Origin of the sequence: Streptomyces sp. P9(2023) (assembly GCF_032436795.1) — a bacterium.
Taxonomy (GTDB): Bacteria; Actinomycetota; Actinomycetes; order Streptomycetales; family Streptomycetaceae; genus Streptomyces.
In genome coordinates this window covers 91,234-116,274 of the sequence record NZ_JAUPWM010000017.1, presented here as the reverse complement: position 1 = coordinate 116,274, position 25,041 = coordinate 91,234, and the positions used below count along the sequence as shown (strand labels likewise).

The 25,041-nt window shown below is 71.9% G+C and carries 23 protein-coding genes; 5 read left to right on the top strand and 18 right to left on the bottom strand.

Translation table 11 applies throughout. From position 1 onward, the window contains the following. Positions 1-114: 114 nt before the first annotated feature. From truB to rimP, 7 genes are all read right to left on the bottom strand, one after another. The gene (truB, locus tag Q5762_RS22115) at positions 115-1,020 is read right to left on the bottom strand and encodes a tRNA pseudouridine(55) synthase TruB (protein ID WP_315893929.1); all 906 of its coding nucleotides are present in this window, start codon (positions 1,018-1,020) and stop codon (positions 115-117) included. Further along, positions 1,017-1,469 (bottom strand): 30S ribosome-binding factor RbfA, encoded by a 453-nt coding sequence (gene rbfA, locus Q5762_RS22110; RefSeq protein ID WP_315893928.1) that lies wholly within the window; start codon positions 1,467-1,469, stop codon positions 1,017-1,019. Before rbfA ends, truB begins: the two co-directional genes overlap by 4 nt. 29 nt (positions 1,470-1,498) lie before the next feature. Further along, positions 1,499-1,792 carry a DUF503 domain-containing protein gene (locus tag Q5762_RS22105; protein WP_315893927.1) on the bottom strand — a complete coding sequence of 98 codons (294 nt, stop codon included), beginning with the start codon at positions 1,790-1,792 and terminating at the stop codon, positions 1,499-1,501. A gap of 141 nt (positions 1,793-1,933) precedes the next feature. Further along, the gene (infB, locus tag Q5762_RS22100) at positions 1,934-5,050 is read right to left on the bottom strand and encodes a translation initiation factor IF-2 (RefSeq protein WP_315893926.1); all 3,117 of its coding nucleotides are present in this window, start codon (positions 5,048-5,050) and stop codon (positions 1,934-1,936) included. 149 nt (positions 5,051-5,199) lie between these two features. After that, a complete protein-coding gene (locus tag Q5762_RS22095; protein WP_315893925.1) occupies positions 5,200-5,478 on the bottom strand; it encodes a YlxR family protein in 279 nt (92 codons plus the stop codon). Between the two features lie 163 nt (positions 5,479-5,641). Then, entirely contained in the window at positions 5,642-6,649 is a 1,008-nt protein-coding gene (nusA, locus tag Q5762_RS22090) for a transcription termination factor NusA (protein WP_315893924.1), read from the bottom strand. Positions 6,650-6,651: 2 nt separating this feature from the next. Beyond that, positions 6,652-7,149 (bottom strand): ribosome maturation factor RimP, encoded by a 498-nt coding sequence (rimP, locus tag Q5762_RS22085; RefSeq protein ID WP_315893923.1) that lies wholly within the window; start codon positions 7,147-7,149, stop codon positions 6,652-6,654. Between the two features lie 152 nt (positions 7,150-7,301). Here rimP and Q5762_RS22080 point away from each other — a divergent pair, with 152 nt between their 5' ends. From Q5762_RS22080 to Q5762_RS22065, 4 genes are read left to right on the top strand one after another with little or no spacing between them, the layout of a single operon-like run. Beyond that, the gene (locus Q5762_RS22080) at positions 7,302-7,895 is read left to right on the top strand and encodes a hypothetical protein (RefSeq protein WP_315893922.1); all 594 of its coding nucleotides are present in this window, start codon (positions 7,302-7,304) and stop codon (positions 7,893-7,895) included. After that, complete coding sequence (locus Q5762_RS22075) at positions 7,892-8,308, top strand: ferritin-like domain-containing protein (RefSeq protein WP_315893921.1); 417 nt, start codon at positions 7,892-7,894, stop codon at positions 8,306-8,308. The genes Q5762_RS22080 and Q5762_RS22075 overlap by 4 nt, the downstream gene beginning before the upstream one ends. Before the next feature lie 30 nt (positions 8,309-8,338). Further along, entirely contained in the window at positions 8,339-9,250 is a 912-nt protein-coding gene (locus Q5762_RS22070; protein WP_315893920.1) for an aminoglycoside phosphotransferase family protein, read from the top strand. 50 nt (positions 9,251-9,300) lie between these two features. Next, entirely contained in the window at positions 9,301-10,215 is a 915-nt protein-coding gene (locus Q5762_RS22065) for a slipin family protein (protein ID WP_315893919.1), read from the top strand. Positions 10,216-10,537: 322 nt separating this feature from the next. On the opposite strand, the gene Q5762_RS22060 is transcribed toward Q5762_RS22065, so the two are convergent. The 9 genes from Q5762_RS22060 to Q5762_RS22020 form a co-directional block, all read right to left on the bottom strand. After that, complete coding sequence (locus Q5762_RS22060) at positions 10,538-12,238, bottom strand: proline--tRNA ligase (protein ID WP_315893918.1); 1,701 nt, start codon at positions 12,236-12,238, stop codon at positions 10,538-10,540. Positions 12,239-12,415: 177 nt separating this feature from the next. Further along, positions 12,416-12,964, bottom strand: coding sequence for a GNAT family N-acetyltransferase (locus Q5762_RS22055; RefSeq protein WP_315893917.1), 549 nt, complete (start codon positions 12,962-12,964; stop codon positions 12,416-12,418). 21 nt (positions 12,965-12,985) lie between these two features. Further along, a complete protein-coding gene (locus tag Q5762_RS22050) occupies positions 12,986-13,831 on the bottom strand; it encodes a GNAT family N-acetyltransferase (protein WP_315893916.1) in 846 nt (281 codons plus the stop codon). 86 nt (positions 13,832-13,917) lie between these two features. Beyond that, on the bottom strand, positions 13,918-14,085 hold the full coding sequence (locus tag Q5762_RS22045) for a hypothetical protein (RefSeq protein WP_315893915.1): 168 nt from the start codon (positions 14,083-14,085) through the stop codon (positions 13,918-13,920). Positions 14,086-14,169: 84 nt separating this feature from the next. Then, on the bottom strand, positions 14,170-15,327 hold the full coding sequence (gene ispG, locus Q5762_RS22040) for a flavodoxin-dependent (E)-4-hydroxy-3-methylbut-2-enyl-diphosphate synthase (RefSeq protein ID WP_315893914.1): 1,158 nt from the start codon (positions 15,325-15,327) through the stop codon (positions 14,170-14,172). A 102-nt stretch (positions 15,328-15,429) separates the two neighbouring features. Continuing rightward, a complete protein-coding gene (locus tag Q5762_RS22035) occupies positions 15,430-16,734 on the bottom strand; it encodes a site-2 protease family protein (protein WP_315893913.1) in 1,305 nt (434 codons plus the stop codon). Beyond that, positions 16,731-17,993, bottom strand: a complete 1,263-nt coding sequence (gene dxr, locus Q5762_RS22030) for a 1-deoxy-D-xylulose-5-phosphate reductoisomerase (protein WP_315893912.1) — start codon at positions 17,991-17,993, stop codon at positions 16,731-16,733. The genes Q5762_RS22035 and dxr overlap by 4 nt, the downstream gene beginning before the upstream one ends. Before the next feature lie 34 nt (positions 17,994-18,027). Beyond that, positions 18,028-19,302 (bottom strand): 3-phosphoshikimate 1-carboxyvinyltransferase, encoded by a 1,275-nt coding sequence (aroA, locus tag Q5762_RS22025; RefSeq protein ID WP_315893911.1) that lies wholly within the window; start codon positions 19,300-19,302, stop codon positions 18,028-18,030. A 144-nt stretch (positions 19,303-19,446) separates the two neighbouring features. Next, on the bottom strand, positions 19,447-21,375 hold the full coding sequence (locus Q5762_RS22020; RefSeq protein ID WP_315893910.1) for an acyl-CoA dehydrogenase family protein: 1,929 nt from the start codon (positions 21,373-21,375) through the stop codon (positions 19,447-19,449). Between the two features lie 141 nt (positions 21,376-21,516). On the opposite strand from Q5762_RS22020, the gene Q5762_RS22015 reads away from it, so the two are divergent. Then, complete coding sequence (locus Q5762_RS22015) at positions 21,517-21,708, top strand: hypothetical protein (protein ID WP_315893909.1); 192 nt, start codon at positions 21,517-21,519, stop codon at positions 21,706-21,708. Between the two features lie 71 nt (positions 21,709-21,779). Here Q5762_RS22015 and Q5762_RS22010 read toward each other — a convergent pair whose 3' ends face one another. Then, positions 21,780-23,225, bottom strand: a complete 1,446-nt coding sequence (locus tag Q5762_RS22010) for an aldehyde dehydrogenase family protein (protein ID WP_315893908.1) — start codon at positions 23,223-23,225, stop codon at positions 21,780-21,782. A gap of 194 nt (positions 23,226-23,419) precedes the next feature. After that, complete coding sequence (locus tag Q5762_RS22005) at positions 23,420-24,382, bottom strand: EamA family transporter (protein ID WP_315893907.1); 963 nt, start codon at positions 24,380-24,382, stop codon at positions 23,420-23,422. Positions 24,383-25,041: the final 659 nt, after the last annotated feature.

Genomic DNA, 25,041 nt, shown 5'->3' with positions numbered 1-25,041 from the left:
AAGGGGTGAAAGTGGGGATCCGAGTGGATAGACACTCCCCGGGGGAGGGGATCGTGGGGGGGCACGCGCGCGTGCCGCCCCACGAAGTGAGCATGATCACAAGAAATAACGGGATCACGCGTCGGCGAAGACCGCCAGGCTCTTGGCCTTGCCCTTCTGATCCTCCACGAGCGCGAGCAGCCGCCCGTCCGGCCCGAAGACCGCCACCGGGCCCGCCGGATACGACGGCATCTCAAGCCGGACGCCGTTCAGCAGCAGCCGGGCCCGCTTCTCGTCGACCTCCCAGCGGGGGAACGCCGCCGAGGCCGCGTCCGCGATCGGCATGACCGTCAGCTCCTCCTGGAGCTGGTCCAGGGTCCGCGCCGAGTCCAGCTTGTACGGGCCGACCCGGGTCCGTCGCAGCGCGGTCAGATGACCGCCCACGCCGAGCCCCGCGCCCAGGTCACGGGCGAGCGCCCGGATGTACGTACCGGAGGAGCAGACCACCGAGACGACGAGGTCCACGACCGCCGTACCGTCCTCGGCGACCGCCTCCCGGACGTCGTACACCTGGAAGGACGAGACCGTGACCGGCCGCGCCGGGATCTCGAACTCCTCGCCGCCGCGCACCCGCGCGTACGACCGCTTGCCGTCGATCTTGATCGCGGAGACCTTCGACGGCACCTGCATGATGGCGCCGGTCAGCTCCGCCACACCCGCGTCGATCCCCTCGCGCGTCACGTTCGACGCGTCGACGGAGGCCGTGATCTCGCCCTCGGCGTCGTCGGTGATCGTCGTCTGGCCGAGGCGGATGGTGCCGAGGTACTCCTTCTCGGTCAGCGCGAGGTGACCGAGCAGCTTGGTCGCCCGCTCCACGCCGAGGACGAGGACGCCCGTCGCCATGGGGTCGAGCGTGCCCGCGTGACCGACCCGGCGGGTCTTGGCGATCCCGCGCATCTTGGCCACGACGTCATGCGAAGTGAAGCCCGACGGCTTGTCGACAATGACCAGGCCGTCGGGCGTCTTCCCTGCAGTGCTCATTCGGCGGTGGTGCCCTCTTCGTCCTCGTCCTCGGGCTTGCGGTACGGGTCGGCCTCGCCGGCGTACTTGGCACCGGAGGAGACCTCGCGCACCTGGGCGTCGGAGGCGCGCGCCTTGTCGAGGAGGTCCTCGATGGTCTTCGCGGTCTCCGGGAGCGCGTCCGCGACGAAGGTCAGGGTGGGCGTGAACTTGGTGCCCGCCGCCCGGCCCACCGCGGAGCGCAGCACGCCCTTGGCGCTCTCCAGGCCCGCGGCCGCGCTGGCCCGCTCCTCGTCGTCGCCGTAGACCGTGTAGAAGACCGTGGCCTCCCGCAGGTCACCGGTGACGCGAGTGTCCGTGATGGTCACGTGCGTACCCAGGCGCGGGTCCTTGATGCCGCGCTGCAGCTTCTCGGCGACCACCTCCCGGATGAGGTCCGCCAGCTTCTTCGCCCGCGCGTTGTCGGCCACTGGTCCTTCTCCTTCTTTGCCTTGCTCATTCAGTCTTCATCAGTGTGGAGCCTGCGTCGCACCGACAACAGCTCCACCTCGGGCCTGGCCGCGACCAGCTGCTCACAGCGGTCCAGTACGTCCGACACGAACCCCACGTCCCCGGACACCAGCGCGACTCCCAGTCGGGCCCTGCGGTGGAGGTCCTGGTCGCCCACCTCGGCCGCGCTCACGGAGAACTTGCGCTGGAGCTCGGCGACGATGGGCCGGACGACGGAGCGTTTCTCCTTCAACGAATGGACGTCGCCGAGGAGCAGATCGAAGGACAGAGTCCCCACGTACATGTGGTGCCGGATATCCCGCCGGTTCGGGTTCGGTGGCCCGCCATGCCATCGCTTGGCAGGAACACCAGAACCGTACACGCAACGGCCGGGGCCGATCGACGGAATAACCTCCGCCGACCGGCCCCGACCTACCGCTGCGCTTTAGGCGCGCGGCTTCTCGCGCATCTCGTACGTCGCGATGACGTCGTCGATCTTGATGTCGTTGAAGTTTCCGAGGTTGATACCGCCCTCGAAGCCTTCGCGGATCTCGGTGACGTCGTCCTTGAAGCGGCGCAGACCGTGGATCGTGAGGTCCTCGGCGATGACCTTGCCGTCGCGGACGAGGCGCGCCTTGGTGTTGCGCTTGACCTCGCCGGAGCGGATGAGGACACCGGCGATGTTGCCCAGCTTGGACGAGCGGAAGACCTCGCGGATCTCCGCCGTACCGAGCTCGACCTCTTCGTACTCCGGCTTGAGGAGGCCCTTCAGAGCCGCCTCGATCTCCTCGATGGCCTGGTAGATCACCGAGTAGTACCGGACGTCGACGCCTTCGCGCTCCGCCATCTGGGCCGCACGGCCGGCAGCCCGGACGTTGTAGCCGATGACGATGGCGTCGGAGCCCATGGCCAGGTCGATGTCGGACTCGGTGACCGCACCCACACCGCGGTGCAGGACACGGATGTCGACCTCTTCACCGACGTCGAGCTGGAGCAGCGAGGACTCGAGAGCCTCGACCGCACCGGACGCGTCGCCCTTGATGATGAGGTTGAGTTCCTGGACCAGACCGGCCTTGAGCACCTTGTCGAGGTCCTCGAGGGACACCCGGCGGACGCGCTTGGCGAAGGCGGCGTTGCGCTCACGCGCAGCGCGCTTCTCGGCGATCTGACGGGCCGTACGGTCCTCGTCGACAACCAGGAGGTTGTCGCCGGCACCCGGCACGTTGGTGAGACCGAGCACCAGGACGGGAGTCGACGGGGTCGCCTCCTCGACGTTGTTGCCCTTGTCGTCGAGCATCGCCCGGACACGGCCGTACGCGTCGCCGACCACCACGGTGTCGCCGATGCGCAGCGTTCCGCGCTGGACCAGGACGGTCGAGACGGCACCGCGACCACGGTCGAGGTGGGACTCGATCGCAATACCCTGCGCGTCCTGGTTCGGGTTGGCCCGCAGGTCGAGCGAGGCGTCGGCGGTGAGGACGACGGCCTCGAGCAGGGAGTCGATGTGCAGACCCTGCTTGGCGGAGATGTCGACGAACATCGTGTCGCCGCCGTACTCCTCGGCCACCAGACCGAACTCGGTCAGCTGACCACGGACCTTGACCGGGTCCGCACCCTCGACGTCGATCTTGTTGACCGCGACGACGATCGGGACGCCGGCGGCCTTGGCGTGGTTGAGCGCCTCGATCGTCTGCGGCATGACGCCGTCGTTGGCCGCGACCACGAGGATCGCGATGTCGGTCGACTTCGCACCACGGGCACGCATGGCGGTGAACGCCTCGTGACCCGGGGTGTCGATGAAGGTGATGCGACGCTCTTCGCCGTTGACCTCGGTACCCACCTGGTAGGCACCGATGTGCTGGGTGATGCCACCGGCCTCGCCCGCGACGACGTTCGTCTTGCGGATCGCGTCGAGCAGTCGGGTCTTTCCGTGGTCGACGTGACCCATGACGGTGACGACCGGCGGACGGGAGACCAGAGCCTCTTCGCCACCCTCGTCCTCGCCGAACTCGATGTCGAAGGACTCGAGAAGCTCGCGGTCCTCCTCCTCGGGGCTGACGATCTGAACGGTGTAGTTCATCTCGTCGCCGAGCATCGACAGCGTGTCGTCGGAGACGGACTGCGTGGCCGTCACCATCTCACCGAGGTTCATCATCACCGCGACGAGCGACGCCGGGTTGGCGCCGATCTTCTCGGCGAAGTCGGTGAGGGAGGCACCGCGCGACAGACGAATGGTCTCGCCGCCGCCGCGGGGCAGCATCACGCCGCCGACCGACGGGGCCTGCATGGCCTCGTACTCCTGGCGCCTCTGCCGCTTCGACTTGCGACCACGACGCGCGGGACCGCCGGGGCGACCGAAGGCGCCCTGCGTGCCACCACGGCCACCGGGGCCACCGGGACGGCCACCGAAGCCGCCGGGACGACCGCCGAAGCCGCCGCCACCGCCGCCGGGACCACCCGGACGACCGCCGCCGCCGCCACCGGGACCGCCGGGACGGCCGGCGAAGCCGCCGCCGCCACCACCGGGACCGGCCGGACGGCCGGCGAAGCCGCCGCCGCCGGGACGACCGCCGCCACCGCCGCCACCACCCGGACGACCGCCGGGGCCACCGGGACCACGACCGCCGCCGGGGCCACCGCCGGGACGCGGGCTGCCGGCAGCGGGACGCTGCGGCATCATGCCCGGGTTCGGACGGTTACCGCCGGGCGCGCCGCCCGGACGGGGAGCCTGCGGGCGAGGCATGCCACCGGGGGTGGGACGCGCGCCGCCCTGACCCTGGGGACGCGGGGCGCCACCGGGGCCGCCCTGCGGACGCGGGGCACCCGGACGGGCATCGCCGCCGGGACGGGGGGCGCCGCCACCCGGACGGGGCGCCTGCGGGCGCGCCATACCGGTGGAGCCACCCGAGGTGAAGGGGTTGTTGCCCGGACGCGGACCGGCCGGACGGGCACCGCCCGGACGCGGAGCGCCCTGGCCCTGCGGACGCGGGGCACCCTGGCCCTGCGGACGCGGCGCGCCCTGACCCGGACGGGCCGGACGCTCGGGACGCTCGCCGGCGGGACGGGATGCCGGGGCCGCGCCACCGGGACGCTGACCGGCGGCGGGGGCCGACGGAGGCGCGGTGAACTCGGGGGCGGCCGGAGCCGGCGTGACCGGCTTGGGCGCGGGCTTCGGGCCCGGGCGGGGGCCCGAGGCGGCCGGAGCCGGAGAGGGGGTGCTGCTCGCGGGGGCCGCCGGGGTGACCGGGGCCGCAGGCGCGGCGGCGGCCGGCTTGGGGGCCGGTGCGCCGGGCTTGGGGGCAGCGGGACGAGCCGCGGCGGCCGGGGACGGCGCCCCGGGCTTCGCGGGGGCGGCCTTACGAGGCGCGCCAGGCTTGGCAGCGGTCTTGCCGGCGTTACCGCCGGGACCCTGCAACGCATCAGTCAACTTGCGCACGACCGGCGCCTCGATAGTCGAGGACGCCGAACGGACGAATTCACCGAGTTCTTGGAGCTTGGCCATGACGACCTTGCTCTCCACACCGAACTCCTTGGCGAGTTCGTATACCCGGACCTTAGCCACTTCGCTCCTTTTAGGTCCGGGTTACCGCCGGACCGTCGCTACTTCATGGGCGTACTCATCGCGTACTCATCGAGTGCTCATCGCAATCTCGACCTACTTCCAACTCGCGAGGTACCTGACCGCACGGTTCATCCGTGCCGTACTTCTTCTTACAAGTGCTGCTGCTCCACCTGAAACCGGATTTCCGTCGTTTCGAGCGGACCCTGGACCTTGAAGGCCCTCGGGAACGCCCGGCGACGGACCGCCAGGTCGAGACAGACCGAGGCGGGGTGCAGATACGCACCCCGGCCGGGCAGCGTACCGCGATGATCGGGGACGCAAGCGCCCTCGACCGCCACGATGCGCAGCAGATCGCTCTTGGCCGCTCGCTCCCGGCATCCCACACAGGTTCGCTCAGGGCACGCGCGGGCATGCGTCCGGCCAGACACGCTTAAGTCTACCTCCCCGTAACGACCTCACCCGTTTGGGGCAGAAATCGAACGGTCGTCTGTCGTGATCTCGCCGTCGCACAACGTGACAACGGCGTGATTCATTCCTTGGGGGACCCTCAGGGATCCCCCCAGGGACCCCTGAGGGGGTCCCCGCACACGCTCAGTCGCGGTCGCGGTCGTCCTCGGACGGGTGCTCCGTGTCCGGGCGGATGTCGATGCGCCAGCCGGTGAGGCGGGCGGCGAGGCGAGCGTTCTGGCCCTCCTTGCCGATCGCCAGCGAGAGCTGGTAGTCCGGCACGGTCACCCGGGCGGAGCGGGCCATCAGGTCGACGATCTCGACCTTGGAGACCCGGGCCGGGGAGAGCGCGCTGGCGACCATCTCGGCCGGGTCGTCGGACCAGTCCACGATGTCGATCTTCTCGCCGTGCAGCTCCGCCATGACGTTGCGCACCCGGCTGCCCATCGGGCCGATGCAGGCGCCCTTGGGGTTCAGTCCCGAACGGGTGGACCGTACGGCGATCTTGGTGCGGTGGCCGGCCTCACGGGCGATCGCCGCGATCTCGACGGAACCGTCGGCGATCTCGGGGACCTCCAGGGCGAACAGCTTCTTCACCAGATTGGGGTGCGTACGCGAAAGGGTGACGGACGGGCCGCGGACACCCTTGGCGACCCGGACGACGTACGTGCGCAGTCGCAGACCGTGCGTGTACTCCTCGCCCGGCACCTGCTCCTGCACCGGAAGGATGGCTTCCAGCTTGTCGTCCAGGCGGACGAGGACGTTCTTCGGGTCCTTGCCCTGCTGCACCTGGCCGGACACGATGTCGCCCTCACGGCGGGCGTACTCGCCGAAGGTGACGTCGTTCTCGGCGTCCCGCAGCCGCTGCTGGATGACCTGGCGGGCGGTGCTCGCCGCGATCCGGCCGAAGTCCGACGGGGTGTCGTCGAAGTCCTTGGGCTCCTGGCCCTCCTCCAGCTCGGAGGGGTCCTCCTTCGCCCACACCGTCACGTGGCCGGTCTGCCTGTTCAGCTCCACGCGCGCGTGGCGCCGGGCCGAGGGGGTGCGGTGGTACGCGATGAGGAGGGCCGACTCGATCGCCTCGACCAGCAGGTCGAACGAGATCTCCTTCTCTTGTGCCAAGCCCTTCAGGAGCTTCACGTCGATGTCCACGGCTACGCCTCCTCTTCCTTCTTGTCCTTGCGGCTGAATTCGATCTCGACACGCGCCTTGGCGATGTCCGCGAACTCGATCCGGCGGGCGGTGGGCTTGCGCCCCTTCACGCCCGGCACTTCGAGGTCCACGCCGGCGTCGTCCACGGCGAGGATCCGCGCGACGACCTCGTCCCCCTCGTGCAGCTGCAGCTTGGCAAGACGGCCGGTGGCGCGCACGTAGTGGCGGTGCTCGGTGAGCGGACGCTCGGCGCCCGGGGTGCCGACTTCGAGGGTGTACTCCCCCTCGCCCATCGCGTCGGTCTCGTCCAGCTTCTCCGAGAGCGCGCGGCTCACGTCGGCGACCTGGTCCAGGTCGGCGCCTTCATCGGAGTCGACGGTCACACGCAGCACCCGCTTGCGTCCCACGGAGGCCACCTCGATCTCTTCGAGGTCGAGTCCCTGCGAGGCGATGAGCGGCTCGAGGAGAGCTCGCAGCCTGTCGCTCTGGGTGGTGCTCATCCGGGTGACTCCTCGGCCGCGTGTGCTGTTGTGGGTTCGTCGCGTGTCAGACCAAAGGGTATCCGGTCGCGGGGGGTGTTGCCGTCCACGGGCCCGGCGGCCGCGGGTACGCTCGCCTGCGGTGATCTTCGATCCGGGCCGAGGGAGTGGATGTGGGGCGCACGGGGACCGTAGGCAGGCGCGCGCTCCTGGCGGCCGGGGCCGCCGCCGGCGCGGTGACGCTGGCCGGCTGCACCTCCGAGGGCGGCACCGAGCGGCCCGGGAAGCCGAGCGCGGCGGAGCGGGCGGCGCGGGCCGAGGCGGCGCTGCGGCGCTCGTCGGCGGCGACGAGCAGGACGCTGCGGGAACGTTACGACGCGGTGCTCGCCGCGCATCCCGCGCTGACGGGGCGGCTGACGCCGCTGCGGGCGGCGGTGGCCGAGCAGGCGGCGGCGCTTGCGGGGGACAGGGGTTCGGCGGGGAACGCCGCTCCTTCGGCGGACACCCGGTCGGCGGATCCCACCGGGTCGGCGACTCCCTCCGGGTCCGCGACTCCGGGAGCCGCCACCTCGGCGCCCGGGCCCGTACCCGTACCGGCCGATCCGGCCGTCGCGCTCAAGGAGCTGGCGGCGGTGGCGCGGAGGACCGCCGACGCGCACGCGGCGGCGCTGCTCGGTGCGGAGCCGGAGTACGCGCGGCTGCTCGCCTCGGTGGCGGCCTCCGGCGCGGCGCACGCGTATCTGCTGACCGAGGGAGGCCGGGCATGAGCGCCCTGGACGCGGCGCGGGCCGCGCTCGCCGCCGAGCACGCGGCGGTGTACGGGTACGGGGTCGTCGGCGGCCGGATCGGGGCCGAACGGCGCGTGGAGGCCACGGCGGCGTACGAGGCGCACCGGGCCCGGCGCGACGGGCTGCGCAGGACCGTACGGGACCTGGGCGGCGAGCCGGTCGCCGCGGCGGCGGGTTACGAGCTGCCGTTCGCGGTGCCGGACACGGCCGCCGCCGTAAGGCTCGCGGCCGTCCTGGAGGACCGGGTGGCCGGGGTGTACTCCGATCTCGTACGGGCGGCGGAGGGCCCGCTGCGGCGGGACGCGGCCGCCGCGTTGCGCGAGGCGGCGGTACGCGCCGTTCGCTGGCGCGGCACCGACGTAACCTTTCCTGGGCTCGCCGAGCGGGCGTAAGCCCCTTTGATCAGAAGGAACAACGCACGTATGGGTTTCGAACCGCCGCAGCGACTGGTGCGGACGCTCGGCGAGACGTACGGGGAGGATCTCGCGGCCGCGTGGCTGGAGAAGCTGCCCGAGCTGGCTCGGAGCGCGGTGGAGCACGCGTCCCTGGACGTCGAACGGGTGATGGCGCCCGGCGGGCGGAGCAGCCTGGTGGTGCTCGTACGGCAGGCGGACGGCTCCCCCGCGGCGCTGAAGATCGCCCCCGAGGCGGCCCGGCCGGATCTGGAGCGGGACGCGCTGGCGCACTGGGACGGCTGGGGCGCGGTGCGTCTGCTGGCGGCTCCCGAGGATGGTTCGCTGCTGCTTGAGCGGCTGCATCCGGAGGTCTCGCTGCGGTCCCTGCCGGAGGCGAAGGCGCTCCTGGAGGCAGCGGGCACGGTACGGAGGCTGTGGGTCGAGCCGCCCGCGGGGCACGGTTTCGAGTCGGTGACGGAGCGGACGGCGCGGCAGGCGGCGGCCATGGACGCCTACCGCGCGGACGCGGAGACCGGGGCTCTGACGGCGGCCGCGCTGGAAGCGCGGGAGGGGCTGGTCGCGCCTTCCCCGGAGACCTCCCCGGAGACGCTGCTGCTGCACGGGAACTTCCGTCAGGGCAAGGTGCTGGGCGGGGACCGGGTGCCGTGGCTGGCCGTCGGCCCTGAGCCGCTGGTCGGCGAGCGGGCGTACGACCTGGCGCGGCTGGTACGGGACCGGGTCGAGGACCTGGTGGCGGCGTCGGCCGGGGCGTCGGCGGCCCGGCGGCGGGTCAACAAGCTGGCGGACTCGCTGGAGGTGGACCGGGAGCGGCTGCGCGGCTGGACGCTGTTCCGGGCGGTGGAGTCGGCCACTCGGGCGCTGACGGCGGGGCGCCGTCAGGACGCGGAGCTGCTCCTGGAGTTCGCGGGCTGGCTGTAGGGGAATACCTATGCTGTAAGGCAGCTCGGCTCGGACCTTTGGGGGCCGTGATGGTCGAGGAGCTTCTGGCAGCGGCGGCGGCGACCGGAGCAGCGGCCGTGGTGTACGTGGCGGCGGCGGCGCGCGTGGTGAAGCAGTACGAACGGGGTGTGGTCTTCCGCTTCGGTCGGCTGATGAGCGAGGTACGGCAGCCGGGATTCACGATGATCTTGCCGGTCGTCGACCGGCTCCACAAGGTGAACCTCCAGATCGTGACGCTGCCGGTGCCGGCGCAGGAGGGCATCACCCGGGACAACGTCACCGTGCGGGTGGACGCGGTCGTCTACTTCAAGGTGATCGACGCGGCGGACGCGCTGGTGCGGGTGGAGGACTACCGGTTCGCGGTGTCGCAGATGGCGCAGACGTCGCTGCGGTCGATCATCGGCAAGAGCGACCTCGACGACCTGCTGTCGAACCGCGAGAAGCTCAACCAGGGCCTTGAGCTGATGCTCGACAGCCCGGCCATGGGCTGGGGCGTCGCGATCGACAGGGTCGAGATCAAGGACGTCTCGCTGCCGGAGACCATGAAGCGGTCGATGGCGCGGCAGGCGGAGGCGGACCGGGAGCGGCGGGCGCGGGTGATCAACGCGGACGCGGAGCTTCAGGCGTCGAAGAAGCTGGCGGAGGCGGCGGGGGTGATGTCGACGCAGCCGGCGGCGCTGCAGCTGAGGCTGTTGCAGACGGTGATGGCGGTGTCTGCGGAGAAGAACTCGACGCTGGTGCTGCCGATTCCGGTGGAACTGCTTCGGTTCCTGGAGCGCGCGGCGCCGACGCCGGGGGCGGCTGCCCCGGAGGCCGTGCAACCGGTGGTCCAGGACCCGCTCCCGGGCATCGAGAATCTGCCCCTCCCGGAGCTCCCGGAGCATGCGCCCGACACCCTGACGGGCGCCCCGGCGGAACCGTTCCCCCGAGACGAGGCGGCCTGACACGGCCCATCGCCCCCCGTGTGGGCAATCGTCCCGCAGGGCGGGACGGTGGGCACACGGGACGGCGCCCATGCGGGCGCGCTCCGCACAAGAGTCCGGACCCGCACCCCAGGGCCGTTGCACGCGCAGGGCCCTCGGGCTGGACGTAGGGACACGGGGCGGACACGCCCGCCCAGGGCGCCGTTGCGTTGTGCCCACCCTCCCCCAAGCTCTCGCCCAAGCTCTCGGCTTCGCTCGAGCAGGGGGACCCCCATCGCCTGGGGGTCCCCCCGGACGAAGTCTGGGGGAGGGACGAATGCCCACAACGGGGGTGGCTCTGGAGTTACGCCGTCAGACGGGCGATCGCCTCGGCCACCGTCAGCTCCTCGCGCTCCCCCGTGCGGCGGTCCTTCAGTTCCAGGACGCCCTCCGCCGAGCGGCGGCCCGCGACGAGGATCTTGGGGACGCCGATCAGTTCCGCGTCGGTGAACTTGACGCCCGGGGAGACACCCGCGCGGTCGTCGACCAGGACCCGGAGGCCCGCGGCGCGCAGCTGCTCCGAGACGTCGAGGGCCAGCTCGATCTGGACCGCCTTGCCCGCCGCCACCACGTGGACGTCGGCCGGGGCGACCTCGGCGGGCCAGCACAGGCCCTTGTCGTCGGCGGACTGCTCGGCCAGGGCCGCGACCGCGCGCGAGACGCCGATGCCGTACGAGCCCATCGTGACCCGGACCGGCTTGCCGTTCTGGCCGAGGACGTCGAGCTTCAGCGCGTCGGCGTACTTGCGGCCCAGCTGGAAGATGTGGCCGATCTCGATCGCGCGGTCCAGCTTCAGGCCGGTGCCGCACTTGGGGCACGGGTCGCCGTCCTGGACGACCACGACGTCGACGTACTCGTCGACCTCGAAGTCACGCCCCGCGACGACGTTCTTCGCGTGCATGCCGTCCTTGTTGGCGCCCGTGATCCACGCCGTGCCCGGCGCCACGCGCGGGTCGGCGATGTACTTCACCTTCTCCAGGCCCTGCGGGCCGACGTAGCCGCGGACGAGGTCCGCCCGCTCGGCGAAGTCCGTCTCGGTGACCATCTCGACGGTGGCCGGCGCGAAGTGCGCCTCGACCTTGCCCAGGTCGACCTCGCGGTCGCCGGGCACGCCCACGGCCACGATCTCGCCGTCGACCTTCACCAGCAGGTTCTTCAAAGTGGCGGAGGCCGCGACGCCGAGCGAGGCCGCGAGGGTCTCGATCGTCGGGGTGTCGGGGGTCGGGATGTCCTCGGCCGCCGCGACGCCGGAGCCGTCCACCGCGACCAGCCCGTACGAGACCGCCTCCGTGTTCGCCGCGAAGTCGCAGTTCGGGCAGTCGGCGAAGGTGTCCTCGCCGGCCTCGGCCGGGGCGAGGAACTCCTCGGACTTCGAGCCGCCCATCGCGCCCGCCGTGGCGGCGCAGATGCGGTAGTCGAGGCCCAGGCGCTCGAAGACGCGCCGGTAGGCCTCGCGGTGCAGGGCGTAGGACTTGGCGAGGCCCTCGTCCTCCGTGTCGAAGGAGTACGAGTCCTTCATCAGGAACTCGCGGCCGCGCAGGATGCCGGCCCGGGGGCGGGCCTCGTCGCGGAACTTGTTCTGGATCTGGTAGAGGATGACCGGCAGGTCCTTGTAGGACGAGCACTGGTCCTTCACCAGCAGGGTGAAGATCTCCTCGTGGGTCGGGCCGAGGAGGTAGTCGCCGCCCTTGCGGTCCTGGAGGCGGAAGAGCTCGGCGCCGTACTCGTCCCAGCGGCCGGTCGCCTCGTAGGGCTCGCGGGGCAGCAGGGCGGGCAGCGAGACCTCCTGCGCGCCGATGGCGTCCATCTCCTCGCGCACGATGCGCTCGACGTTGGAGAGCACCTTCTTGCCGAGCGGCAGCCAGCTCCAGATGCCGGCGGCGGTACGGCGGACGTAGCCGGCCCGGACGAGGAGCTTGTGACTGAGGACCTCGGCGTCGGCCGGGTCGTCGCGCAGCGTCTTCGCCATCAACTGGGACATGCGCTGGACCGGTGCGTTGGCCATGGTTCTCGTACTCCTGCCGGACGAAAGGTGATGGCATGGAGGTTAGCCGGGCGGCCCGCGCGGGCGGAAATCAGTTCCGGCGCGGCAACGGCAGCGGGGCGCCCATCACGGCGTACGGACGGGGTGCGCTGGGACTGCATCTCCCGGGGGCAACCCCCGGACCCCCGGCAGGACGGGTCACCCCCGCGGCAGCGGCAGCGGGGCGCCCATCACGGCGTACGGGCGGGGTGCGCTGGGGAAGTGGACCTGGCGGGCCAGGTCGACGTAGCCGAGGGAGCGGTAGAGGCCGCGGGCCGGGCTCTCGGTGTCGATGGCGGAGAGGATCGAGCGGGGCAGCTTCGACTGGTCGGTGATGGTGGTGATCAGCGCACGGCCCACGCCCCGCCCCTGGTAGCCGGGGTGGACATGGAGTTCGGTGATGACGAAGGAGTCGTCCAGCCAGGTGTCGTTGCCGGTGGCGCGGAGGTACGGCTGCACGACGGTGGACCACCAGTGGGTCCGGTCGTTCGGCATCCCGTACACGAAGCCGACCAGCCGTCGGGACCCGGTGGTCGCACCGTACGCGCGGGCGCCGGGGTTCTGGAGATGGCGCAGCATGATGTGGTGGCGGACGACGACCTCGTCCTCGCTCAGTCCGAAGGCGATGGCCTGTACGGCGAGGGCGTCGTCGACCCGGGCGGCGAGGTCGATCGGTCCGATCGTGACGTCGGTGTCAGCGTCATCCATGCGCCGCACCTTACAAGCGCCTCAGAAGAGCACGCTCATGAAGGCGCCGACCTCGCGGAATCCGACGCGGCGGTACGCGGCCCTGGCGGGGGTGTTGTAGTCGTTCACGTACAGGCTGACGACCGGGGCGACGTCGGAGAGGGCGTAGCGGAGGACGGCGGCCATGCCGGTCTCGGAGAGGCCGCGGCCCCGGTGCTCGGGGGCGACCCAGACGCCCTGGATCTGGCAGGCCTGGCGGGTGGCGGCGCCGATCTCGGCCTTGAAGACGACCTCGCCGTCCTCGATGCGGGCGAAGGAGCGGCCGGATCCGACGAGTTCGGCGACGCGGGCCTGGTAGAGCAGTCCGCCGTCGCCGGCCATCGGCGAGATGCCGACCTCCTCGGTGAACATGGCCACGCACGCGGGCATGATCAGCTCCATCTCCTCCTTGCGGATGCGACGGACGAGGGGGTCGGGGTCGACGGTCGCGGAGGGCGCCTCCGTGACCATCAGCGGCTGGTGGGCGCGGACGTCGCGGGCGGGGCCCCAGCTGGGTTCCAGGAGGCTCCAGAGCAGGGTGGTGGGCTCGGACGGGCCGACGATCGAGGAGCAGCGGCGGCCGGTCCTGCGGGCGCGGTCGGCGAAGGCGCGGACGGCTTCGGGGGTGGCGCAGATGGGGACGAGGTTGGCACCGGAGTAGCAGAGGGAGCGCAGCCGTCCGTCGGTGTACCAGCCCCACATCTCGCCGCCGAGGCGCCAGGGGTCGAGCCCGGCGGCCTGGACGCGGGCGGCGACGAAGGCGTTCTCGACGGGGGCGCTCTCCAGGACGGCGAGCGCGGCGCCGAGGTCGGCGGGTTCGAGGACCCGGGTGGTGGTCTGCGTCAACACGAGGGGGCCTCACCATGCGGTCTGCTGATTCTCCGCACTGTACCTGGCGCGTCGGGGAGGCGGCGGGTGAGTGCGCGGGGTCCCGGTCAGGAGCCCGCGGACGGCCTGCCCGGCACCTGTCGGGGCCGGTGGGCCCCTGCCGGGCTCGCCTCGCGCGAGCAGCGCGGGCCAAGCGCGGGCAGCGCGGGGCGGGAGGAGTACGCGGAGTACGTGTCGGCCACGGCAGCCACCGCGAGCGCCAGGCGCCTGGCCACGGCTGCAGGCCCGGCGGCAGAAACCCCGGGGCCCCCGGCGCTTCCGCGCCGGGGGCCCCGGGGTGTGCGTACCCGCGTACGTCGTCAGACGCCGATGGCGACCGTCGGCTCGCCCGACATCACGCCGTCCTTCTCCATCTGCTCGGCGATCTTCATCGCCTCCTCGATCAGGGTCTCGACGATCTTCGACTCGGGGACGGTCTTGATGACCTCGCCCTTGACGAAGATCTGGCCCTTGCCGTTGCCCGACGCGACGCCCAGGTCGGCCTCGCGGGCCTCGCCGGGGCCGTTGACGACGCAGCCCATGACGGCGACGCGCAGCGGGACCTCCATGCCGTCCAGGCCGGCGGTCACCTCTTCGGCGAGCTTGTAGACGTCGACCTGGGCGCGCCCGCAGGACGGGCAGGACACGATCTCCAGGCGGCGCGGCTTGAGGTTCAGCGACTCCAGGATCTGGTTGCCGACCTTGACCTCCTCGACCGGCGGCGCGGAGAGGGAGACGCGGATGGTGTCGCCGATGCCCTCGGACAGCAGCGCGCCGAAGGCGACGGCGGACTTGATGGTGCCCTGGAAGGCGGGGCCGGCCTCGGTGACGCCGAGGTGCAGCGGGTAGTCGCACTGGGCGGCGAGCTGGCGGTAGGCGTTGACCATCACGACCGGGTCGTTGTGCTTGACCGAGATCTTGATGTCGCCGAAGCCGTGCTCCTCGAAGAGGGAGGCCTCCCACAGCGCGGACTCGACCAGCGCCTCGGGGGTGGCCTTGCCGTACTTCTTCAGCAGTCGCGCGTCGAGCGAGCCGGCGTTGACGCCGATCCGGATCGGGGTGCCCGCGTCCTTGGCGGCGTGGGCGATCTCCTTGACCTTGTCGTCGAACTGCTTGATGTTGCCCGGGTTGACGCGGACGGCCGCGCAGCCGGCCTCGATGGCGGCGAAGACGTACTTCGGCTGGAAATGGATGTCGGCGATCACGGGGATCTGCGACTTCCTCGCGATCGTGGCGAGCGCGTCGGCGTCGTCCTGCGTGGGGCAGGCGACGCGCACGATCTGGCAGCCGGAGGCGGTCAGCTCGGCGATCTGCTGGAGCGTGGCGCCGATGTCGGACGTCCGGGTCGTCGTCATGGACTGGACCGAGACGGGTGCGTCGCCGCCGACGGCCACCGTGCCGACCTGGATCTGGCGGCTCTTGCGCCGCTCGGCGAGCCGGGTCGGAACGGACGGGATACCGAGAGAGATCGCGGTCATCAGCTGTACAACCCCAAGGTGTGGTTCATCGGGCTCAGGTCTTCGAGATTACCGCCCCGGCGGTGGGTGGCCGGACACCCCGGGGGTCCGGCCACCCAAGGGTCACGTCAGCTTCACCGGGTTGACGATGTCCGCGGCGAGGACGAGCAGGGTGAAGCAGACGAACACGCCCGCCACCACGTACGCGGCCGGCATCAGCTTGGCCACGTCGAACGGGCCCGGGTCGGGACGCCGGAAGATCCGCGCGGTGTGGCGGCGCAGGGACTCCCACAGGGCGCCGGCGATGTGACCGCCGTCGAGCGGGAGCAGCGGCAGCATGTTGAACAGGAACAGCGAGACGTTGAACATGACGAGCAGCTGGAGGAAGAAGACCAGCCGGGTCTCCGCCGGGGCCTCGATGCTCATCAGCTCGCCGCTGATGCGGGCCGCGCCGACGACGCCGACCGGGGAGTCCTGCTTGCGTTCGCCGTCGCCGAAGGTGGCGTCCCAGAGGTCCGGGATCTTGCCGGGCAGGGCGAGGACGGACTCGAAGCCGGCCTGGAGCTGGTCGGTCATCCGGGAGGCGGACTCGCCGAAGGTGAGCGGCACGACCTCGCGGCCGGACTCGAAGCCCAGGTAGCCGGCGGAGACGTACTGCGCGGGCTGGACGACCCGGCCGTCCGCGTCCTTCTTGAGGACCTTGTTCTCCAGGAGCGTGGCCTTGAGGTCCATCTCCTGCCCGTCCCGCTCGACCGTGACGGTGGCGGCGCCGGTCGTGGCGCGGATGCGGTCGGAGAGGGTGTTCCAGTCGGTGACGCGTTCGCCGTTGAAGGCGACGATCCGGTCGCCCTTGAGCAGGCCGGCCGCCTTCGCGGGTGAGGGCCGGTCGCCGGCCTTGCAGGTGTCGCGCTTCTCGCTCTGGTCGATGACGCAGGTGGTGACGCCCGCGACCTTGGTGGTCTGGGTCTCGAAACCGACGGCCATCGCGCTGCCGAAGAAGAGCAGGACGGCGAGGATCAGGTTCATGAACGGGCCGGCGAACATCACGATGACGCGCTTCCACGGCTTGCGCGTGTAGAAGAGCCGCTTCTCGTCGCCCGGCTGGAGCTCCTCGAAGGAGGCCTCGCGGGCGTCCTCGATCATGGCGCGCCACGGCGAGGTGGAGCGGGCTTCGATGCGGCCGTCCTTGCCGGGCGGGAACATGCCGATCATGCGGATGTAGCCGCCGGCCGGGACGGCCTTGATGCCGTACTCCGTCTCGCCCTTCTTCCGCGACCAGATGGTCGGGCCGAAGCCGACCATGTACTGGGGCACGCGGATGCCGAAGAGCTTGGCCGTGGAGAGGTGGCCGAGCTCGTGCCAGGCGATGGAGACGAGCAGCCCGAACGCGAACAGCGCGATGCCGAGCAGCGTCAGAAGTACGGTCATGCGCGCGCCTCCGCGGTCGCCTTCGCAGCCTGTGCTGCCAGTTCCCGGGCCCGGGCGCGTGCCCAGGTCTCCGCTTCCAGGACGTCCGACACGGTCAGGGAAGTTCCCCGCTCGGGGGTGCCGTGCTCCGTGACGACTGCCGTGACCGTATCCATGATTCCGTTGAACGGCAGCCTTCCGGCGAGAAACGCCTCGACGCACTCCTCGTTCGCCGCGTTGAAGACGGCGGGCGCGGTGCCGCCCAGCTCGCCGACGTGGCGGGCCAGGCCGACGGAGGGGAAGGCCTCGGTGTCGAGCGGGAAGAACTCCCAGCTGGAGGCCTTGGTCCAGTCGAAGGCGGGGGCCGCGTCCGGGACCCGCTCGGGCCAGCCGATGCCGAGGGCGATCGGGCCGCGCATGTCCGGCGGGGTGGCCTGGGCGAGGGTGGAGCCGTCGGTGAACTCGACCATCGAGTGGACGTACGACTGGGGGTGGACGACGACCTCGATGCGGTCGAAGGGGATGTCGTAGAGGAGGTGCGCCTCGATGACCTCCAGGCCCTTGTTCACCAGGGTGGCGCTGTTCACCGTGATGACCGGGCCCATGGCCCAGGTCGGGTGGGCGAGGGCGTCCTCGCGGCTGACGTGCGCCAGCTCCGCCCGCGTACGGCCGCGGAACGGGCCGCCGGAGGCGGTGACGACCAGCTTGCGCACGTCGGCGCGGGTGCCGGCGGCGAGGGCCTGGAACAGGGCGGCGTGCTCGGAGTCGACCGGGATGATCTGGCCGGGCTTGGCCAGCGCCTTGACCAGCGGGCCGCCGACGATCAGCGACTCCTTGTTGGCGAGGGCGAGGGTACGGCCGGCTTCGAGGGCGGCGAGGGTGGGCGCGAGGCCGATGGAGCCGGTGATGCCGTTGAGGACCGTGTGGCAGGGCGAGGCGGCCAGCTGGGTGGCGGCGTCGGGTCCGGCCAGGATCTCGGGGAGGGCGGCACCGGCGCCGTAGAGCCGGGTCAGCGCCTCGCGCAGCTCGGGCGCCTTGTCCTCGCGGGCGACGGCGATCGCACCGACCTTCAGCCGGTGGGCCTGCTCGGCGAGCAGCTCGACCCGGCCGCCGGAGGCGGCGAGGGCCGTGACCCGGAAGCGGTCGGGGTTGCGCAGGACCAGGTCGATGGCCTGGGTGCCGATGGACCCGGTGGAGCCGAGGACGACGATGTCACGGCGGCCTTCGGTCGGATCGAAGATCCGGTGCGGGTCGGCGAGAGGAGAGGGGCGGTCGCTCATGCCCCCCATTCTTGCCGCAAAGCCCGCGCGTCCTTCACGGGGTGCGGGTGAACGCTCCGAAGTCGTCTCCGAAGCTGTCTCGGAAGACGTCTCCGAAGACGTCGTGGAAGTCGGGGAAGGTCTTCCGTACGCAGCCGGGGTCGTCGTAGGTGATGCCGGGGGTGCGCAGGGCGGCGACGGCGAAGGACATGACGATCCGGTGGTCGCCGTGGGTGGCGATCTCGGCGGGGCCTGCGGGGGTGCCTGGCTGGATCTCGATCCAGTCGGGTCCGGTGGTGACGGTGATGCCGAGGCGGCGGAGGTTCTCGGCGCAGGCGTCGAGGCGGTCGCACTCCTTGACGCGGGTGTTGGCGACGTCCTCGATGCGTACGGGTCCGTCGGCGAAGGGCGCGAGGGCGGCGAGGGTCGGCATGGTGTCGGAGATGTCGCGCATGTTGACGGTGAGGCAGTGGAGGGTGCCCGTGCCGCGGACGGTGGTGGCCGTGTCGGTGATCTCGACGTCGGCGCCCATCCGGCGCAGGACGTCGACGAAGCCGAGGTCGCCCTGGAGGGCGCCGGTGCCGAGGCCGGGGACGGTGACCGTGGTGCCGGCCTGGAGCGCGGCGGCGGCGAAGAAGTACGAGGAGGTGGAGGCGTCGGGCTCGATGGCGTAGGTGGTGGCGGTGTAGCCGGTGGGGGCGACGGTGTACGTACGGCCCTGGTGGCCGACGTCCGCCCCGAAGGCGCGCATCATCGCGAGGGTGATCTCGACGTACGGCTCCGAGACGAGGTCGGTGACCGTGATGGTGAGGCCCTCGGCGGTGAGCGGGCCGAGCATGAGGAGCGCGGTCAGGTACTGGGAGGACTCGCCTGCGTCGAGGGTGAGTGCCCCGCCCTTGATGCCGGCGGCGTGGACGGTGAGGGGGTGGTGGCCCTCGCGCTCGTGGTGGCGGAGGTCGACGCCGAGGGTGCGGAGGGCGGTGGTGAGGGGGCCGAGGGGGCGGCGGCGCATCTGGGGGGAGGCGTCGAAGGTGTAGGTGCCGTGGCCTGCGGCGGCGGCGAGGGTGGGGAGGAAGCGGGCGGTGGTGGCGCCGTCGCGGCAGTAGACGTCGGCTGCGTCGGCTTTCGGTCCGTCGGGCCGCCCTTGGATGTGCCAGGCGCCCGGCTCCTGGCGGACCTCGTACCCGAGCGCCTTCAGCCCTTCGGCGAAGCCCTCGGTGTCGTCGGAGCGGAGGGGCCGGAGGAGGGTGCTGGTCCCGCGGGCGGCGGCGGCGAGGAAGAGCGCGCGTGCGGTGACGGACTTGGAGCCGGGGATGTCGATGACGGTCACGACCCCCATGGTGCCGTGGGCTCGGGCGCCCGGCGTCGACCGTCCGCGACGTGGACGGGTCCCCCGCCCCCGGTTGTGGGCAATCGTTCCTGCGGGACGATTGCCCACAACGGCGGTTGGGGTTGGGATCGGTGGGGGGATCCGCTACGGGATCTTGCGGTGGGCGTTCTCCTCCTGGGACGGGCCCGGGGTCGCGTCGGCGATCCAGGGGGCGTCGCCCGAGGGGTCCACCACGCCCTCCTCCAGCCAGGCGAAGCGGCCCGCCAGGACGCCGTCCACCACCCGGCGGTCCACGTCGTCCGTGTTGGACCAGAGGCGGCCGAAGAGTTCCTCCACGCGGAGGCGGGACTGCCGGCAGAAGGCGTCCGCGAGCGCGTGGGCCTCCCGGCCGTTCGGGTCGCCCGTGGAGCGGAGCCATTCCGCCCTCACGCACGCCGCGCTCATCGCGAAGAGCTCCGCACCGATGTCCACGATCCGACCGAGGAACGCCTGCTTGAGCTCCATCCGGCCCTGCCACCGCGACATCGCGTAGAACGTCGAGCGGGCCAGCTTCCTCGACGTCCGTTCGACGTAGCGGAGGTGAGTGGCGAGGGCGCCGAACTCCGCGTACGCACCCGGCAGTTGGCCCGGGCCCGCCACCAGCTTCGGCAGCCAGCGTGCGTAGAAGCCGCCCGCCCTCGCCCCCGCCTTCGCCTTGTCGCCCAGCGACTTGTCCGGGTCGATGATGTCGCCCGCCACCGCGAGATGCGCGTCGACCGCCTCGCGGGCGATGAGCAGGTGCATGATCTCGGTCGAGCCCTCGAAGATGCGGTTGATACGGAGGTCCCGCAGGAGCTGTTCCGCCGGGACCGCGCGCTCGCCCCGGGCCGCCAGCGAGTCCGCCGTCTCGTAACCCCGCCCACCCCGGATCTGGACCAGTTCGTCGGCGATGAGGCAGCCCATCTCGGAGCCGTAGAGCTTCGCGAGCGCCGCCTCGATCCGGATGTCGTTGCGGTCCTCGTCCGCCATCTGGGAGGACAGGTCCACGACCGCCTCCAGGGCGAACGTGGTCGCCGCGATGAACGAGATTTTCGTGCCGACGGCCTCGTGCCGGGCGACCGGCTTGCCCCACTGCTCCCGTACCGCCGACCACTCGCGGGCGATCTTCAGCGCCCACTTCCCCGCGCCCACGCACATCGCGGGGAGCGAGAGCCGGCCGGTGTTCAGCGTGGTGAGGGCGATCTTCAGGCCCGCGCCCTCCGGGCCGATCCGGTTCGCGGCCGGCACCCGTACGCCGTGGAAGCGCGTGACGCCGTTCTCCAGGCCGCGCAGGCCCATGAAGGCGTTGCGGTGCTCTACGGTGATGCCCGGCGAGTCCGCCTCGACGACGAAGGCGGTGATGCCGCCCCGGTGCCCCTCGGACCTTGGCACCCTCGCCATGACGACGAGCAGGTCGGCGACGACGCCGTTGGTCGTCCAGAGCTTCACCCCGTCGATGACGTAGGTGTCGTCACCGTCCGGGACGGCCGTGGTGGCGAGACGGGCCGGGTCGGAGCCCACGTCCGGCTCCGTGAGGAGGAACGCGGAGATGTCGGTGGTGGCCAGCCGCGGGAGGTAGGTGTCGCGCTGTTCCTGCGTACCGAAGACTTTCAGCGGCTGCGGTACGCCGATCGACTGATGCGCCGAGAGCAGCGCGCCGATCGCGGGGCTCGCGGAGCCGACGAGGGCGAGGGCACGGTTGTAGTACACCTGGGTGAGGCCGAGCCCGCCGTACTTCGTGTCGATCTTCATCCCGAACGCGCCGAGTTCCTTGAGGCCGGTGACGACCTCGTCGGGGATGCGGGCCTCGCGTTCGATCAGCCTGCTGTCGATCCGCGTCTCGCAGAAGTCGCGCAGCTTGGCGAGAAAGGCCTCGCCGCGCCGTACGTCCTCGTCGGAGGGGAGCGGGTGGGGGTGGATGAGGTCCAGCCGGAAGCGGCCGAGGAACAGTTCCTTGGCGAAGCTGGGTTTGCGCCAGTCCTGCTCGCGCGCTGCCTCGGCGACCTGCCGGGCCTCGCGTTCGGTGACCTTGGGCCGCTGGGTGGGTGCGGACATGAGGAGCTCACCTCGCCGCTCGTCGGATGCCTTGTGGCTACTCGTCCGTAGTACCCGATTCCGGGCGGTACGGAAAGCCGTACGGAATGGCGAGAGGTCGCCCTGGGAGAATCACGGGACCGTAGCTCTGAGGAGGGGAACATGATCGTTCCGGTGGTTCTGGTCGTCCTCGCGCTCGCAGTCGGCGGGTGCGTGTGTGTGGTGTGGGCGGATCGGGGCGGGCCGCGCTGGGTGCGCGGCGTGGCGGCCGTGACGCTCGCGGCGGGCGAGCTGGTACGCCGTTCCGGCAAGGGCGGCGGGCGGAAGAGCCAGGACCAGCTCGGCGACGGCTGAGGCCGCACACACGAAGACGGCCGGAGCCCCCGCACAGTGGGCTCCGGCCGTCGGCTTGTGTGGCGTACGGGTTACAGCGCCAGGCCCGTGAGGACCAGGACGCGCTCGTACGTGTAGTCGTCCATCGCGTACTTGACGCCCTCGCGGCCGACGCCGGACTTCTTGGCGCCGCCGTACGGCATCTGGTCGGCGCGGTAGGACGGGACGTCGCCGATGATCACGCCGCCGACCTCGAGCGCGCGGTGGGCGCGGAACGCGGTCTGGAGGTCGTGGGTGAAGACGCCGGCCTGGAGGCCGAAGTCCGAGTCGTTGACGGCGGCGAAGGCCTCGGCCTCGCCGTCGACCCTGGCGATCGTGAGGACCGGGCCGAAGGCCTCGGCGCGGGCCAGGGTGACGTCGGCCGGGAGGTCGGCGAGGACGGTCGGGGCGTAGGTCGCGCCGTCGCGCTCGCCGCCGGCGAGCAGCTTCGCGCCGCCCTTGACGGCCTCGTCGACCCAGGACTCGACGCGCTTGGCGGCGTCCTCGTTGACCAGCGGGCCGACGTCGGTGGCGTCGTCCGCCGGGTCGCCGGTGACCTGGGCCTCGACGGCGGCGACGATCTTCGGGACGAGCCGGTCGTAGACGGCGGCGTCGGCGATCACGCGCTGCACGGAGATGCAGGACTGGCCGCCCTGGTAGTTGGAGAAGGTGGCGATCCGGGTCGCCGCCCAGTCCAGGTCCTGCTCGGACGCCCAGTCGCCGAGGACGACGGCGGCGGCGTTGCCGCCGAGCTCCAGGGTGCAGTGCTTGTGCGGCACGGACTGCTGGATGGCGTAACCGACGGTGTCCGAGCCGGTGAAGGAGATGACCGGGAGGCGCTCGTCCTTGACGAGGGCGGGCATCCGGTCGTTCGGCACGGTCAGGACGGACCAGGAGCCGGCCGGCAGGTCGGTCTCGGCCAGCAGCTCGCCCAGGACGAGGGACGAGATGGGGGTGGCCGGGGCCGGCTTGAGGATGATGGGGGCGCCGACGGCGATGGCCGGGGCGACCTTGTGGGCGCTGAGGTTCAGCGGGAAGTTGAACGGGGCGATGCCGAGGACGACGCCCTTGGGGATCCGGCGGGTGAGCGCCAGGCGGCCGACGCCGCCGGCCTCGGTGTCGAGGCGCTGGACCTCTCCGCCGTTGAAGCGGCGGGCTTCCTCGGCGGCGAAGCGGAAGACGGAGACGGCGCGGCCGACCTCGCCACGGGCCCACTTGATGGGCTTGCCGTTCTCGGCGGAGATCAGCTGGGCGATCTCCTCGGTGCGCTCGGCGAGCCGCTTCGACACGTGGTCGAGGGCGGCGGCGCGGACGTGCGCCGGGGTCGCGGCGAACTCGTCGACGACGGCGTGCGCGGCGGCGACGGCCTCCTCGACCTGGGCCTCGGTGGGCACGCTGACCTTGCCGACCAGACGTCCGTCATAGGAGTTCGTGACGTCGAAGGTGGCGTCGCCGGTGGCCTCGCGGCCGGCGAGCCAGAAGGCGTGGGTGGTCGTCATTGCGTCCCGGCCCTTTCCGTTGGGTGGTGCGAGGGGGGTGCTCTCGCGCTCTCGTGCCACGTTAGGGCGAATCGGGCGGGGGGTGGTTTGTGCGGTGTGGAGTGGTGGGGTTCTTCGACTCTTACGGATTGGCTGAAGTGCGTGAGCTCTTACGGATTGGCGGACTCCGGGGGACAACCCCTGAGTCCGCTCGTTCAGCCTCTGCGTTCCGTCGTCACGATCAGGCAGACGCCCGCCACGACGATCGCGCCGCCGAGCATGATCGGCCAGGTCAGCGCCTCGCCGAGGATCAGCGAGCCGAGGGCGACGGCGACGATCGGGTTGACGTAGGCGTAGGTGGCGACGAGGGAGAGCGGTGCGGTCTGGAGGAGCCAGGCGTACGCGGTGAAGGCGATCAGGGACCCGAAGACGATGAGGTACGCGAGGGCGGTCCAGGAGCGGGTGGAGATCGCGGCGAGGTCCAGGCCGTGCTGCTCGCCCCGGATCAGGCCGACCGCGGCGCAGCCGAGGCCGCCGGCGAGCATCTCGTACGCGCTGGCGGTGAAGGGGTTGGCGGGCATCGGGATCCGGGAGGACGAGAACGAGCCGACCGACCAGAGCAGGGTCCCGACGATGACGAGGGCGACGCCGCCGATCCGGACGTCGCCGCTGAGCCCGGGGAGGGTGAGGACGGCGAGTCCGGCGAGTCCGAGGAGGACGCCCGCGAGGCCCCCGGCGGTGGGGCGGTGCCCGTAGAAGGCCTTGAGGACGACGACCCAGGCGGGGACGACGGCGACGAGGAGGGCGGCGAGGCCGGAGGGGACGGAGGTCTCGGCGAGGACGACGAGGCCGTTGCCGCCGAGGAGCAGGAGCAGTCCGACGAGCGCGGCGGAACCGAGCTGCGCGCGGGTGACGCGGAGGGCGGAGGGGCCTTGGCGCCAGGCGATCAGCCCGACGAGGAGGAGGCCCGCGACCACGAAGCGGAGTCCGGCGGAGAGGAACGGCGGCATCGTCTCGACGACGACCCGGATCCCGAGGTACGTCGACCCCCAGACGACGTACACGATCCCGAGCGCCGCCCAGACGGCCCCGGATATCCGTCGGGCGGGGGTGGGGGTGGGGGTGGGTGAGGCGGGGTGCGAGCGGACCTCGTGGGTCGGGTCGGCGGGGCTTGTCATGTGCAGGAGGTTATGCACTCCGTGGGCGGATGACCAGGAATATTGCCCGGGATCGGGCAGGGGGAAGCGGTTTCAGTGCGGTATGTCGGAGCGGGGGCACAGACTCTCCCCCACCCCGCCCCTTCCCGAAACCTTGCCGGCAGCCGGGGGCTCCGCCCCCCGCCCCCGACGCGGCAGCTCCGCGCCGCGCTCCGACGGGCGCGGAGCCCGGCGCACCGGGGCAGGCGGGGGACAACCTGCGGGCGGCCCCCGCCGAGCCATCTCGGCATGAGGGGCTCCGCCGCACCCCGTCCGTGGGCACCTCCGCGCCGCCCTCGCCGACGTCCGGGCGGGCGGCGAACCGACGGGCGCGAGGCTCGGCGCGCAGTGGCCGACGGCGCGGCCGGGCGGGCACCCGCCGGGCAATCGCGGCCCGGTGCTCCGCCGCCCCCCTCGGGGGGCAGCTTCGGCTCGCCCCGACGCGGCGGCCGGCGGGCGCGTGAGCCCGGCGCACAGGGCCGGCGGGTGCGGGCGGCGGTTCGGAGCGGGCGGGACGCCGTATGGCGAGCCCGCGCCGAGCAGCCTCGGCCCAGGGGCTCCGCCGCACCCCACCTCGCGGGCAGCTACGCCTCCGCGACCCCGACGCGGCAGCCGGGCGCACGGTGCCGACGGGCGCAGCC

What these genes read in the sequence shown, in the direction of transcription:
- Q5762_RS22105 (WP_315893927.1), bottom strand. Translation starts at nt 1,792, where the DNA reads ATGTACGTGGGGACTCTGTCCTTCGATCTGCTCCTCGGCGACGTCCAT.
- Q5762_RS22070 (WP_315893920.1), top strand. Translation starts at nt 8,339, where the DNA reads ATGGGTTTCGAACCGCCGCAGCGACTGGTGCGGACGCTCGGCGAGACG.
- Q5762_RS22035 (WP_315893913.1), bottom strand. Translation starts at nt 16,734, where the DNA reads ATGACCGTACTTCTGACGCTGCTCGGCATCGCGCTGTTCGCGTTCGGG.
- ispG (WP_315893914.1), bottom strand. Translation starts at nt 15,327, where the DNA reads ATGACCGCGATCTCTCTCGGTATCCCGTCCGTTCCGACCCGGCTCGCC.
- Q5762_RS22055 (WP_315893917.1), bottom strand. Translation starts at nt 12,964, where the DNA reads ATGGATGACGCTGACACCGACGTCACGATCGGACCGATCGACCTCGCC.
- Q5762_RS22015 (WP_315893909.1), top strand. Translation starts at nt 21,517, where the DNA reads ATGATCGTTCCGGTGGTTCTGGTCGTCCTCGCGCTCGCAGTCGGCGGG.
- truB (WP_315893929.1), bottom strand. Translation starts at nt 1,020, where the DNA reads ATGAGCACTGCAGGGAAGACGCCCGACGGCCTGGTCATTGTCGACAAG.
- rimP (WP_315893923.1), bottom strand. Translation starts at nt 7,149, where the DNA reads ATGAGCACCACCCAGAGCGACAGGCTGCGAGCTCTCCTCGAGCCGCTC.
- Q5762_RS22005 (WP_315893907.1), bottom strand. Translation starts at nt 24,382, where the DNA reads ATGACAAGCCCCGCCGACCCGACCCACGAGGTCCGCTCGCACCCCGCC.
- dxr (WP_315893912.1), bottom strand. Translation starts at nt 17,993, where the DNA reads ATGAGCGACCGCCCCTCTCCTCTCGCCGACCCGCACCGGATCTTCGAT.
- Q5762_RS22065 (WP_315893919.1), top strand. Translation starts at nt 9,301, where the DNA reads ATGGTCGAGGAGCTTCTGGCAGCGGCGGCGGCGACCGGAGCAGCGGCC.
- Q5762_RS22075 (WP_315893921.1), top strand. Translation starts at nt 7,892, where the DNA reads ATGAGCGCCCTGGACGCGGCGCGGGCCGCGCTCGCCGCCGAGCACGCG.
- Q5762_RS22020 (WP_315893910.1), bottom strand. Translation starts at nt 21,375, where the DNA reads ATGTCCGCACCCACCCAGCGGCCCAAGGTCACCGAACGCGAGGCCCGG.
- Q5762_RS22060 (WP_315893918.1), bottom strand. Translation starts at nt 12,238, where the DNA reads ATGGCCAACGCACCGGTCCAGCGCATGTCCCAGTTGATGGCGAAGACG.
- Q5762_RS22010 (WP_315893908.1), bottom strand. Translation starts at nt 23,225, where the DNA reads ATGACGACCACCCACGCCTTCTGGCTCGCCGGCCGCGAGGCCACCGGC.